Source organism: Spartobacteria bacterium UBA695 (assembly GCA_002298145.1).
Taxonomy (GTDB): Bacteria; Verrucomicrobiota; Verrucomicrobiia; order Chthoniobacterales; family Chthoniobacteraceae; genus UBA695.
This window is the reverse complement of record DBMP01000005.1, coordinates 36,273-48,688: the sequence shown is the minus strand read 5'-3', so window position 1 is coordinate 48,688 and position 12,416 is coordinate 36,273. Positions and strand designations below refer to the sequence as shown.

Sequence of the window (12,416 nt, the reverse complement as noted above, 5' to 3'; positions counted from 1 at the left end):
GGTCTGTCGGCTTTTTTCGCGTGGGGAATTGGTGATGGAAAGCAACATGACGTGGCGAATCCATCGGCCGTCCCAAACGAGTCAACGCGCGATCAAGGCGTCTTGGCATTCCGAAAAAATGCAGCGCCCGTTTTTAAACCCCGGGCTATGAACCCCGGGATTTACAACCAACTGAAAATCAATATGCCCAAACTAAAGAAGTCACCCCGCAAGGCCGCTTCCAAAAAAGCCCCTGCGAAGAAAGTCCCCTCCAAAGCCTCGCTTAAGTCTCTCAAGGTCAAAGCGGTGAAAGCCCCGGCCAAGAAGGCTCCCGTGAAAGCCAAGGCCGCTAAAGCCGTCAAAGCTGTTAAGGCCGCGAAGAAAGCTCCCCTCAAAGCCAAGGCCGCCAAGAAGGCCCCTGGCCGGAAGCCCGGCGCTGGCCGCAAGGAAAAATACGTTTACACCTGGGGCGCTGGCAAAGCTGACGGCAATGGCTCCATGAAGCCCCTCCTCGGTGGCAAGGGCGCCAACCTCGCCGAAATGACCCGCATCGGTCTGCCGGTTCCCGCGGGCTTCACCATCACCACCGAAGTCTGCACCTACTTCAATGCCAACAAGCTCACCTACCCGGCCGAACTCCAGGGCCAGGTCGAAGCCGGCATCAAGAACATGGAGAAGATCATGGGTCGCAAATTCGGCGACACCTCCAAGTTCCCGCTCCTCGTCGCCGTCCGTTCCGGCGCGCGCGACTCCATGCCTGGCATGATGGACACCATTTTGAACCTCGGCCTCAATGACGAAACCGTCATCGCCGTGGCCAAGGTCACCAACAACGAGCGTTTCGCGTGGGACTGTTACCGCCGCTTCGTCCAGATGTACGGCGACGTCGTCCTGGGCGTGCAGAAGCTCCCCGGCGAAGACCACGAACCCTTCGAAACCATCATCGCAGCGGTGAAAACCGAGCGTTACAACGACGCCGAAATCGCCGACTCCCTGCTGACCGCCGACGACCAGAAGGAACTCGTTTCCCGCTTCAAGGCCCTCGTTAAAGAGCGCACCGGCAAGGACTTCCCTGCCGATCCGTGGACCCAGCTCCAGGGTGCCATCGGCGCCGTGTTCGGTTCCTGGAACAACGACCGCGCCATTGTTTACCGCCGCAAGTACGGCATCCCCAGCGAATGGGGCACCGCCGTCAACGTGCAGGCGATGGTTTTCGGTAACACCGGCGAAGAATCCGGCTCCGGCGTGGCGTTCACCCGCGACCCGGCCACCGGCGAAAAGGTGTTCTACGGAGAATTCCTCATCAACGCCCAGGGCGAAGACGTGGTGGCTGGCGTTCGCACTCCGGAACCCGTCCGCGAACTCAAGAAGCAAATGCCCAAGGCCTTTGCCGAGCTCGACCGCATCCGCAAGGTCCTGGAGACCCACTTCAAGGATGTGCAGGACTTCGAGTTCACCATCCAGGAAGGCACCGTCTTCATGCTCCAGACCCGCAACGGCAAGCGCACCGGCGTCGCCGCCGTCCGCTTCGCTGTGGAAATGGAGAAGGAAGGCCTCATCGATTGGAAGACGGCCGTGGGCCGCGTTCCCGCCGATCAGCTCGACCAAGTACTGGCCCCGATCTTCGACCGCTCTGCGATCAAGGCCGCCAAGACCGTCGCCACTGGCCTCCCGGCCGGCCCCGGCGCCGCCACGGGCATCATCTACTTCAACGCCGACCGCGCCGTCGCGGCTGCCGCGAAGGGTGAAAAAGTCCTCCTCGTCCGTATCGAAACCTCGCCTGAAGACCTGCGCGGCATGATCGCCGCCGAGGGCATCCTCACCGCTCGCGGTGGCGTCTCCTCGCACGCGGCCCTCGTGGCCCGCCAGATGGGCAAAGTCTGCGTCTGCGGCGCTGCCTCGCTCGAGATCGACTACGCCAAGAAGACCCTCTCGGCCGGTGGCCTCACCTTCAAGGAAGGCGAAGACTACCTCTCCATCGATGGTACCGCCGGTATCGTCTACGCCGGTGAAGTCAAAACAGCTCCCTCGGAAGTCATCCAAGGCCTGCTGCACAACGACGCCACCGCCAAGAAGAGCGCGACCTACAAGAACTTCGTCAAGCTCATGGACTGGTGCAAACAGGCCACCAAGCTTGAGGTTCGCACCAACGCCGACACGCCTGACCAGGTCGCCAACGCCGTTTCCTTCGGCGCGAGCGGCGTGGGCCTGACCCGTACCGAGCACATGTTCTTCGAGGGCGACCGCATCGACGCCGTCCGCGAAATGATCCTCGCCGACAAGATCGACGACCGCCAGAAAGCCGTCAACAAGCTCCTTCCTTACCAGAAGAGCGACTTCACCGGCATCTTCAAGGCGCTCAAGGGCCTCCCGGCCATCATCCGTCTGCTCGACCCGCCCCTCCACGAATTCCTGCCCAACGACGCCACCTCGCAGAACGCGCTGGCCGAGAAGCTGGGCGTGAGCGTGGACGTGATCGCCAAGCGCGTGCACGACCTGCACGAGCAGAACCCGATGCTCGGCCACCGCGGCTGCCGTCTCGGCATCTCCTTCCCGGAGATCACCGAAATGCAGGCGCGCGCCGTCTTCGAAGCGGCCGCCGAGGTCCAGAAGAAGGGCATCAAGGTCAAGCCCGAGGTGATGATCCCGCTCGTCGGCTTCAAGAAGGAACTCGACATCCAGGTGGGCATCGTCAACCGGGTCGCCGAGGAAGTTCAGAAGCAATACAAGGTCAAGATCAACTACCTCGTGGGCACGATGATCGAAGTGCCGCGTGGCGCCGTCACGGCTGATGAAATCGCGCAGACCGCGCAGTTCTTCAGCTTCGGCACCAACGACCTGACCCAGACGACCCTCGGCATGAGCCGCGACGACTCTGGCTCGTTCCTGGGCGACTACATCGACAACGAAATCGTGAAGCGCAACCCGTTTGCGACGATCGACCAGGGCGGCGTGGGCCAGCTCATGGCGATTGCCGTGGAAAAGGGCCGCAAGACCCGCCCCGACATCGAGCTGGGCATCTGCGGCGAACACGGTGGCGATCCCGAGAGCGTCAAGTTCTGCCACAAGCTGGGCCTGACCTACGTGAGCTGCTCGCCGTTCCGCGTGCCGGTGGCCCGTCTCGCCGCCGCCCAGGCCGCGCTCGCGTAATGCGCTAAAAGATCAAGGCATACTGATCAACTCAGTTGAAAGGCCGTTCGGAGAAATCCGGACGGCCTTTTTTTGCGCCGTTTTTTAAGACTCACCACAGAGGACACGGAGCGCACGGAGGGGGGAAGAGGATGATTCTCACGCAAAGGCGCAAAGCCGCAAAGAAGACGAAGGCAAACGGTTCCGTTCTTTGCGCCTTTGCGCCTTTGCGCCTTTGCGCCTTTGCGCCTTTGCGCCTTTGCGCCTTTGCGCCTTTGCGTCAGTCCACTGTCTTTTTTCCTCTTCCTCGGGCCCGAATAAAGTTTGGGAACGAGGGCAGAAAAAGACGCGGAGGATCGAGGGCCCTCCGCGTCGGTCCGCGTTTGGGTGCGGGCTTCCTACGGGCAAATGGAATGGTCAGATTATGCCGCAGTTGATGAATGTGCGGAACGGCGTATTGGGGCGTAAAATCGCTCTTCTACCTCGTTACGAATCTCCAGATTCGTAACGCACCCTGTCTTGGAATCTCCGATTCCCCCACCCCACCGCCGCGAAACAGAGTTTCGCCCCCAAAGGACGTTCCCAATCTGGAGATTGGGAACGAGGGCAAAAAACCCTACATCGAGTTTAAGTCGCCTTATTCGTTAACCAACACCATCCCACCCCGATCATTACAAAAGATTGAGCAAAGCCGCCCAGAAGTTCGATAGCTCGGGGCAACCTTCCCGAGAACCATTCTGTGGGAATAAAACAGTTGTATGTAACCCACACCACCAGCCCTACCCCATAGATTATAGCCAGTATCCCGAAACGGCGCTTGATGATCTTCCACATAAAAACAGTACCCCTCGTTCCCAGGATGCGCCGGGAACGAGGATCAGCCATAGGCTAACCGCCTAAATATGAATGGATAACCCGAAGGCGTTCTCCGTGGCTTCGTGCACGGCTTCGCTTAAGGTCGGGTGGGCGTGGATGGTCGCTTCGATTTCCTCCCAGGTGGCTTCCAGGGTGATGGCCAGGCCTAGCTCGGCGATCATCTCGGGGGCGTCGGGGCCGACGATGTGCGCGCCGAGGATTTCGCCGTTCGGCTCGCCGATGAGGATTTTCACGAAACCATCCGTCTCGCCCACGGCGCGGGCTTTGCCGCTGGCCATGAAGGGGAATTTGCCCAGTTTGTAGGCGATCTTCTTCTCCTTGGCTTCGCGCTCGGTGAGGCCGACGCTGGCGACCTGCGGGTGGCTGTAGGTGCAGGCGGGGAAGGTCTTGACGCGCTGGGGCTTGTGGCCTTCTTTGAAGATCCCCTCGACGGCCTGGATGGCTTCGTAGCTGGCGACGTGGGCGAGCCAGGGCGCGCCGATGATGTCGCCCGCAGCATAGACGCCGGGGATGCTGGTCTCGTAGGCGTCGTTGACTTTGATGTAGCCGCGCTCGGTCAGCTCGGGCTTGAGGCCGCCGGGCAGGACCGGGGAGACGCCGATGGCCACAAGGGCGAGGTCGGCTTCGAGGGTCTCGTTCTTTTTGCCTTCGACGGTGATTTTGACGCCGGTTTCGGTCGCCTCAGTTTTGGTGATTTTGGTGTTGGTCAGCACGGCGATGCCCTGCTTCTGGTAGGAGCGCTCGATGACCTGGGAGACGTCCGTGTCCTCATACGGGAGGGCGTTGGGGAGCATTTCGACGACGGTGACTTTGGTGCCAAAGGCGTTGAAGAAGTAGGCGAACTCGATGCCGATGGCCCCCGCGCCGATGATGACGATGGACTTGGGCTGGGAGGGGAGCACCATGGCTTCCTTGCTGCTAATCACGGTCTTGCCGTTGAAGGGAAAGGTGGGCAGCCCGCGCGAGACGCAGCCGGTGGCGATGAGGATTTTCCCGGCGGTGTGGGTCTCTTCTTTGCCGTCGGCGGACTTCACTTTGACGGCTCCGCCCGCTTCGAGGCTGGCTTCGCCCTTGAGGTAGTCGATCTTGTTTTTCTTGAAGAGGAACTCGATGCCGGTGGCGTTTTTGTCGGAGACGTCGCGGGAACGGGCGATGGTTTTGCCCCAGTCGAACTTGAGGTTATCGAAGCTGAACCCGAACTCTGCGGCGCGCTTGGAGAGGATCTGGTAAAGCTCGGCGTTGCGCAGAAGGGCCTTGGTGGGGATGCAGCCCCAGTTGAGGCAGGTGCCGCCCGCGCGTTCTTTTTCAACGCACGCCACTTTTTTCCCGAGCTGGGCCGCGCGAATGGCTCCGACGTAGCCCGCGGGTCCTCCGCCGATGACAATCAGGTCGTAGTTCATAGTTGTGAAGATGCGGCGGTTGACCTCGGAGCGTCAAAGGAATTCGCCCCGAGGTTGCCCGCCTGTTTGGATTTTATGGTTGTTTTGAAAAGTCTTCGGTTATTCCCCCAGCCGCTTATCGGGGATGAGGTAGTTGCGGACGTAATCGGCGACGGCGGCGGCCAGCGGGGTGACGGGCCGCTCGTAGCCGCTGGCGCGCAGCCGCCCGATGTCGGCCTGGGTGAAGTATTGGTATTTCCCGCGCAGGACTTCCGGCATGTCAACGTACTCGATCTGCGGTTCGCGGTCGAGGGCGGCGAAGATGGCCCGGGCCAGGTCGTTCCAGGTGTGGGCCCGGCCGCAGCCGAGGTTGTAGAGGCCGCCCGCCTTGCGGTTTGCCGCCAGGTGGAGGGTCATGGCGACGGCGTCTTTGACGTAGAGGAAGTCGCGCTGCTGTTCGCCGTCCTCGTAGTCCGGGCGGTAGCTGCGGAAGAGCCGGATGAGGCCGGTTTCCTTGACCTGCTCGAAGCTCTTGTGGACGACGCTGCGCATCTCTCCTTTGTGGTCTTCGTTGGGGCCGAAGATGTTGAAATATTTAACGCCCACGATGCGCGGCAACCAGCCCTGGCGCTGCGCGTAGAGGTCGAAGAGGTGCTTGGAGTAGCCGTACATGTTGAGCGGGCGCAGGGGCTCGATGGGGGCCGTGTCGCTCATGCCCGCGCTGCCGTCGCCGTAAGTCGCCGCCGAGGAGGCATAGACGAAGCGCGCCCCGTGGTTGAGGGCCCACCCGGCGAGGCGCTTGGTGAATTCGAAGTTGTTGCGCACGAGGTACGCGGCGTCCTGCTCGGTGGTGGCGGAGCAGGCCCCGAGGTGGATGACCAGGTGGAAGCGGCCCAGATCGCCCGCTTCGAGGCGTTCGAGGAGGTCGTCGGCTTCCAGGTAATCCTCAATATGCAGGGGGACCAGGTTGCGCCATTTCTCGGTGCGCCCGAGGTGGTCGGCGACGACGACAGAGTCCACGCCGAGCCGGTTCAGCTCCCAGACGAGCGCGCTGCCGATGAAGCCCGCGCCGCCGGTGACGAGGATGCGCTGGTTTGCGAAATTACCATCCGAGGACATAAGCGAAGAGGAGCGGGGCGACGATGGAGGCGTCGCTTTCGATGATGAATTTCGGGGTTTCGGCGGCGAGCTTGCCCCAGGTGATTTTTTCGTTCGGCACGGCGCCGGAGTAGCTGCCGTAGCTGGTGGTAGAGTCGCTGATCTGGCAAAAGTAGCTCCAGAGCGGGACCTCGGGGAGCTGCAAATCCTGGTGAAGCATCGGGACGACGCAGATGGGGAAGTCGCCCGCGATGCCCCCGGCGATTTGGAAAAACCCGATGCCACGCTCGGCGGAAACGCGCTGGTACCAGGCGGCCAGCTCCATCATGGTCTCGATGCCGGTGCGCACGGTGTGAACATTCTGGATATCACCAGATAGGCAGTGGGCGGCGAACATGTTGCCCAAGGTGGAGTCCTCCCAGCCGGGGACGAAGATCGGTAGTTTGCGCTCGGCGGCGGCCAGCAGCCAACTGTCGGCGGGGTCGATCTCGGGGGAGAGTTCGCCGCTTAAGAGGAGGTCGTAGAGGAATTCGTGGGGGAAATAGCGCTCGCCTTTCCGGTCGGCGGCGACCCAGCGGGCGAGGACGGCTTTTTCGATGCGGCGCATGGCCTCTTCCTCGGGGATGCAGGTGTCGGTGACGCGGTTCAGGTGCCGGTCGAGGAGCGCCTGCTCGTCGGCGGGGGTGAGGTCGCGGTAGTGCGGGACGCGGACGTAGTGGCTGTGGGCGACGAGGTTGAAGACGTCTTCCTCAAGGTTCGCGCCGGTGCAGCAGATGGCGTGGACTTTGCCGCGCCGGATCATCTCGGCCAAGGAGAGGCCGAGCTCGGCGGTGCTCATGGCCCCGGCGAGGGTGAGGAGCATCGCGCCGCCCCGGGCGAGGTGGTCGCGGTAGCCTTGCGCGGCATCGGTGAGCGCGGCGGCGTTGAAGTGCCGGTAATGACGGGAGATGAACGAGGAGACGGGCCCCACGGACAAGCTGGCGGTTTCTGGAATCATGGTAACGCTATGGATTTTTTTAGGTTCCGCGTGACCCTCCAATAAAACGAAAGCCACGCGCTGGGAGCTACGGGCTTTAACGCCCGCCATCGCTCCAAACATGTGGCTAGAGACAAAGTAAAAGACGAATTCCGGCGCATTGTCAACCGCTCCTTTTTTCAGCTCATTTCGCGGGCGTGGGCTGTGGTGGCGCAGGCTGCGGCGGCGTGGGCGCGGCGAAGCGAACCGGGTATCCATTGAACGTGGACGCGCGAGCCTCAATGGCGTTGAATTGCTCCACGCCCTTCGCGTATTCCTCGGGATGATTTTTGCGAATTTCCTCAAGGCGCAAGCCGATCAGCTTCGCCGGAACGAGGTCGCTGCCGATCTTGAGCGTGTTTCGATACGCCGCGACGGCTTCGGCCCATTGGCCTGCAGTCTCCTGGTTCCGCGCGATGACAAACGACGAGACGGCATTCTGGTCGTTGGAATTCCACTGGCCGGTGCGCTGAAGCTGCCGGATGGCTTCGTTGGCCCGGAACGCGGTTTGAAGATCGCCTGACGTTTTCGATTCCTCGGCGATGCGATGGAGCAAATCAAGCGGCGTCTCCCCCGGCTTTGCATTGAAGCCGGATGCGCCGACCGCCTTGGGAACAATCAGCGCCAAAAGCTGCATCTTAAGCGAAGAGACGTACCCGGAGGTAATGCCGTTATTGACGACTTCGATGCCCGGAGGCATTCCCTCCAGATATTCGCGGTAATACCGGTCGATTTGCTCCAGGCTGACGATCATTGTCTGGAGGGTGTTGGAGCTGCGTTGCTCGTTCCGAAGCGCATGGAGCTTGGGAATCAGGGCGCGCACATCCTCGAGCTGCCTGGTGCCCACGATCAGCTCGGCAGCCGTATCTTCGACGGGGCGCTGCGGCGCGCCCGGCTTGCCCGGCTGCCCCAGGGCCAACAGCTCGGAGCGGGGAATGAGCAGCGGCTCGGAATCAGCCAGGTTGCGAAGAATATTTCGCGCATTTTCGGTATTACCTGATGTGATAGCGACGAGATAGTCCTGCCAGCGCGTCAGGAACCGGTAAACGCCCTCAAGCCGTGTCCGGGCGTTCTGGTTGGACTCAGAGTAGTACCGGCCGCCGGGCTGCAATTTCAATGCGGAAATCTCCTGGAGCAGCGCGTCGAGGTCGGCGGGGGTTTTGGCGGTTTTGAGCGTTGCCTTGGCTTTCTCGATGAGTTTCTCCGCCCGCTCGTTCGCGGCTTTTTCCCGGGCGGCAACCTCGGCGTTGAGCGCTGACGTAAGGTCCGTCACGGCTTTGCGCACGTCGTCGGAAAGCGGCACGGAGGCCAGCTGTTGCATGAGGTTGAGCGCCTGGGCGTAATCCTGCGAGGCGATCAGGCTCTGAAGCTGCGGGAGCAATACCGGGACCATCGGGAGGCCCGGCTGATTGCCCGCTGGTACGTTTTTCAACGCGGTCTCAAGGCGCTTCAGGCTGTCGGCGGGACTGTCGGCAAGGGCCTGAAACGCCAACGCCGGAACAAGCAGCGCCAGCAGGGTACGTTTCATAGGTTGGAGATGATGATTCCTGCGGTCTAGAGCAGCATCAGCGCCGGGTTCTCGATGAGGTTCTTCAATTCGCCCAGGTACTGCGAGCCGAGCGCGCCGTCGACGACGCGGTGGTCGCAGCTCAGGCCGATCGACATGCGCTGGCCCGGGACGATCTGCCCCGCAGCGTTGACAACCGGCTTTTTCACCGCCGCGCCAACGCTCAGGATGGCCGCTTGCGGCGGGTTGACGATGGCGAAGAAGCTCTCGATGCCGTAGCTGCCGAGGTTGGAGACGGTAAAGGTGCCGCCCTGGTATTCCTCGGGTTTGAGCCGCTTGCCCCGGGCCCGGGTGGCGAGGTCTTTGACGGCGGCGCTGATTTCGCTGATGGACTGACCCGCCACATCGCGTATTACTGGCGTGACGAGGCCTTCCTCGACGGCGACAGCGACGGATAGGTTTATTTTGTCATACTCAATAATCGCGTCGCCCGCCCACGCGGCGTTGACTTTCGGCACGCGCACGAGCGCGGCGACGGCGGCTTTGAGGATGAGGTCGTTGACGGTGATTTTCCCGCGCCCGGAGGCTTCCGCGCCCGCGTTGAGCCCGACGCGCAGCTTGAGGAGCGGCTCGGCGTCGGCCTCGATTTGCAGGTAAAAGTGCGGGATGGTCGATTTGCTGGCCACGAGGCGCTCGGCGATGACCCGGCGCATGCCGGAAAGCGGAACGACGCGGTCGCCAGGCCCAGCGGGAATCGGCGGGACGGCAAGGACGGCCGACGAAACCGCAACGGGAGCGGCTGGGGCGGCGGAAGTAGCAGGCCGTGCGGGCGAAGCGGGAGCCGGAGCGCCCACAGGGGCGTTGGCCAAGTCGCGCTCGATAATGCGCCCTCCGGGGCCGGTGCCGACGACGCGGGTGAGGTCGATCCCCTTCTGGGCGGCGAGCTTGCGGGCCAGGGGGGAGGCTTTGACGCGGCCTTGGGGGGTGACCACGGGCGCGGGTTCCGGGGCAGCAGCGGCGGCGGGAGCTGTCGCGGGCTTCGGAGCAGCCCCAGGGGCTCCCGGGATGGGCGCGCCCGCGACTTCCTGGTAATGCGTGGAGGCGGCAACGGCGGGCGACGGGGCGGCGGGCTTGGCCTCGCCCGGCTTCTCTCCGGCGACGGCCAGCAGGGCGATCTGCTGCCCCACGGCCACTTTCTCCCCTTCTTTGACGAAAATTTCGGCAAGCGTCCCGTCGTCGAAGGCTTCCATTTCCATGGTGGCCTTGTCGGTCTCGATCTCGGCGATGACGTCGCCCATTTCGATCTTGTCGCCCAGTTTCTTGCGCCACTTGACCAAGGTACCCTCGGTCATCGTGTCGCTCAGCTTGGGCATCTCAATGGATATTGGCATAGGGGATTTCCTCTGGTTTTAGAAAGATTTAACAGGTGGCCAACACCTTTTGCACCACACGGCGCGCGGTGGGAAGCTGGATTTTCTCCAAAGGCGGGCTGTAGATGGCCGGGGCGTCGAGCGCGGAGATGCGGCCAATGGGGGCGTCGAGCTCGTCGAAGGCTTTTTCCTGGATCATCGCGGCGAGCTGGGCATCGACGCCGCAGAAGGGTTTGTTCTCCTCCACCAGGACGGCCCGGTGGGTTTTGCGCACGGAGGCGAGGATGGTCTCTTCGTCCAGGGGCCGGATGGACCGCAGGTCGACGACCTCGGCGTGGATGCCGTTCTCGGCCTCCAGGATTTGCGCGGCCTCCAGGCAGGTGATGACGGCGCGACCATGGGCGACGAGGGTAATGTCGCTGCCCACGCGCTTCACGTCGGCTACGCCCATCGGTATAAGATATTCATCCTCAGGCACTTCCCACTTTTCACCGTAAAGGAGGGTGTTCTCCATGAACATGACGGGGTCGTTGTCGCGGATGGCCGTTTTGAGGAGGCCCTTGGCGTCGTAGGCGGTGGCCGGGGCGACGACTTTGAGGCCAGGCATGGCGGCGAAGAGGTTTTCCGGGGTGTGGGAGTGGGTGGCCCCGACGTTGGTGCCGCCGTTGGCCGGGCCCCGGATGACGATGGGGCAGTTGATCTGGCCGCCGGACATGTAGCGCACGCACCCGGCGTTGTTGATGATCTGATCAAAGGCGACGTAGGCGAAGCTCCAGAACATCAGCTCGACGACGGGCCGCACGCCCAGCATGGAGGCCCCGACAGCCATGCCGACGAAGCCGCCCTCGGAGATGGGCAGATCGACGATGCGCTTGCTGCCGAAGCGGCCCCAGAGCCCTTCGGTGACTTTGTACGCGCCGTTGTACTCGGCGACTTCTTCGCCCATGACGACGACGTTCTCGTCCCGGAGGATCTCCTCGGCGAGGGCGTCGTTGAGGGCTTTTCGATAGGATATCAGCGCCATATGCTAGGGAAGTCTGGGGTGCCTAGTTGAAGAAAAATGTTCCACGTGGAGCATTTTCACCCTCGGCGGGGTGATCCAGCTCGCTGTAGATGTCCTTAAAGATGTCGGCTTCCTCAGGGAAGGGGCTCTCGTCGGCGAACCGGGAGGCGGCGTCAGCCTCGGCCCGGGCCTCGTAGTCGATGGCCGTGGCCTGCTCCTCGGTGAGGATACCCTCGTCGATGAGGCGCTTTTGCCAGAGGAGCAGCGGGTCGTGGTAGGTCTTGTAGTGGTCGATCTCCTCCGGGGTGCGGTACTTGCGGGCGTTGGCGTCGGCCACGGAGTGCCCGTAGTAGCGGTAGGTGGCGATCTCCAGGACCGTGGGGCGGCTTTCCTCACGCGCCCGGACGATGGCGGCCTGGGTCTTGGCCCGGACTTCGTAGATGTTCTCGCCGTTGCACTGGTCCCAGCAGATGTTGTAGCCCTCGGCGCGCTGAGCCAGGAGCTGCTTGAAGGCGGAGGAGCGGGCCAGGCTGGTGCCCATGGAGTAGCCGTTGTTCTCTATAATATAGATGACCGGCAGGCTGAGCAGGGAGGCGAGGTTGAGGCTCTCGTGGTAGACGCCCTGGTTGACCGCGCCGTCGCCCAGGTAGGTGAGGCAGCAGCCGGGGATCCCTTTGTACTTGAGCGCGTAGGCGATGCCGAGGCCGAGGGGCGTCTGCCCGGCGACGATGCCATGGCCACCCCAGTAGCGTTTATCGGGGGCAAAGAGGTGCATGGAGCCCCCCTTTCCTTTGGAACAGCCCGTGGCTTTGCCAAAAAGCTCGGCCATGCACTCGTTCATGGTCATGCCAACGGCAATGGCATGCCCGTGGTCCCGGTAGGCGGTGACGACGTGGTCGTTCTCGCCCAAGAGCGAGATGGTGGCGACCGCGACCGACTCCTGGCCGGTGTAGAGATGCAGGAACCCGCCCATCTTTCCAGCGTTGTAGGCCTTCAGCGAGGTCTGCTCAAAACGGCGGATGCGATACATTTGCCGGAGGAACCTAATTTTGTCCTCTGG

General features: G+C 62.5%; 8 protein-coding genes. 1 reads left to right on the top strand and 7 read right to left on the bottom strand.

Features of this window, described 5'->3' with window-relative positions:
- Window positions 1-147 precede the first annotated feature (147 nt).
- Window positions 148-3,129 (top strand): pyruvate, phosphate dikinase, encoded by a 2,982-nt coding sequence (gene ppdK, locus B2828_RS01885; RefSeq protein ID WP_479631979.1) that lies wholly within the window; start codon window positions 148-150, stop codon window positions 3,127-3,129.
- A gap of 875 nt (window positions 3,130-4,004) precedes the next feature.
- Here the strand turns inward: ppdK and lpdA are convergent.
- The 7 genes from lpdA to B2828_RS01850 form a co-directional block, all read right to left on the bottom strand.
- Window positions 4,005-5,384, bottom strand: a complete 1,380-nt coding sequence (gene lpdA, locus B2828_RS01880) for a dihydrolipoyl dehydrogenase (protein ID WP_479631978.1) — start codon at window positions 5,382-5,384, stop codon at window positions 4,005-4,007.
- Between the two features lie 99 nt (window positions 5,385-5,483).
- A complete protein-coding gene (rfaD, locus tag B2828_RS01875) occupies window positions 5,484-6,482 on the bottom strand; it encodes an ADP-glyceromanno-heptose 6-epimerase (protein ID WP_479631977.1) in 999 nt (332 codons plus the stop codon).
- Window positions 6,466-7,458 carry a deoxyhypusine synthase family protein gene (locus B2828_RS01870; protein WP_479631976.1) on the bottom strand — a complete coding sequence of 331 codons (993 nt, stop codon included), beginning with the start codon at window positions 7,456-7,458 and terminating at the stop codon, window positions 6,466-6,468. Before B2828_RS01870 ends, rfaD begins: the two co-directional genes overlap by 17 nt.
- A gap of 163 nt (window positions 7,459-7,621) precedes the next feature.
- Window positions 7,622-9,004 (bottom strand): zinc ribbon domain-containing protein, encoded by a 1,383-nt coding sequence (locus B2828_RS01865; protein WP_479631975.1) that lies wholly within the window; start codon window positions 9,002-9,004, stop codon window positions 7,622-7,624.
- 26 nt (window positions 9,005-9,030) lie between these two features.
- A complete protein-coding gene (locus B2828_RS01860; RefSeq protein WP_479631974.1) occupies window positions 9,031-10,374 on the bottom strand; it encodes a pyruvate dehydrogenase complex dihydrolipoamide acetyltransferase in 1,344 nt (447 codons plus the stop codon).
- Window positions 10,375-10,402: 28 nt separating this feature from the next.
- Window positions 10,403-11,377 carry an alpha-ketoacid dehydrogenase subunit beta gene (locus B2828_RS01855; RefSeq protein ID WP_479631973.1) on the bottom strand — a complete coding sequence of 325 codons (975 nt, stop codon included), beginning with the start codon at window positions 11,375-11,377 and terminating at the stop codon, window positions 10,403-10,405.
- A 22-nt stretch (window positions 11,378-11,399) separates the two neighbouring features.
- Window positions 11,400-12,386 carry a thiamine pyrophosphate-dependent enzyme gene (locus B2828_RS01850; protein WP_479631972.1) on the bottom strand — a complete coding sequence of 329 codons (987 nt, stop codon included), beginning with the start codon at window positions 12,384-12,386 and terminating at the stop codon, window positions 11,400-11,402.
- Window positions 12,387-12,416: the final 30 nt, after the last annotated feature.

What these genes read in the sequence shown, in the direction of transcription:
- ppdK (WP_479631979.1), top strand. Translation starts at nt 148, where the DNA reads ATGAACCCCGGGATTTACAACCAACTGAAAATCAATATGCCCAAACTA.
- lpdA (WP_479631978.1), bottom strand. Translation starts at nt 5,384, where the DNA reads ATGAACTACGACCTGATTGTCATCGGCGGAGGACCCGCGGGCTACGTC.
- rfaD (WP_479631977.1), bottom strand. Translation starts at nt 6,482, where the DNA reads ATGTCCTCGGATGGTAATTTCGCAAACCAGCGCATCCTCGTCACCGGC.
- B2828_RS01870 (WP_479631976.1), bottom strand. Translation starts at nt 7,458, where the DNA reads ATGATTCCAGAAACCGCCAGCTTGTCCGTGGGGCCCGTCTCCTCGTTC.
- B2828_RS01865 (WP_479631975.1), bottom strand. Translation starts at nt 9,004, where the DNA reads ATGAAACGTACCCTGCTGGCGCTGCTTGTTCCGGCGTTGGCGTTTCAG.
- B2828_RS01860 (WP_479631974.1), bottom strand. Translation starts at nt 10,374, where the DNA reads ATGCCAATATCCATTGAGATGCCCAAGCTGAGCGACACGATGACCGAG.
- B2828_RS01855 (WP_479631973.1), bottom strand. Translation starts at nt 11,377, where the DNA reads ATGGCGCTGATATCCTATCGAAAAGCCCTCAACGACGCCCTCGCCGAG.
- B2828_RS01850 (WP_479631972.1), bottom strand. Translation starts at nt 12,386, where the DNA reads ATGTATCGCATCCGCCGTTTTGAGCAGACCTCGCTGAAGGCCTACAAC.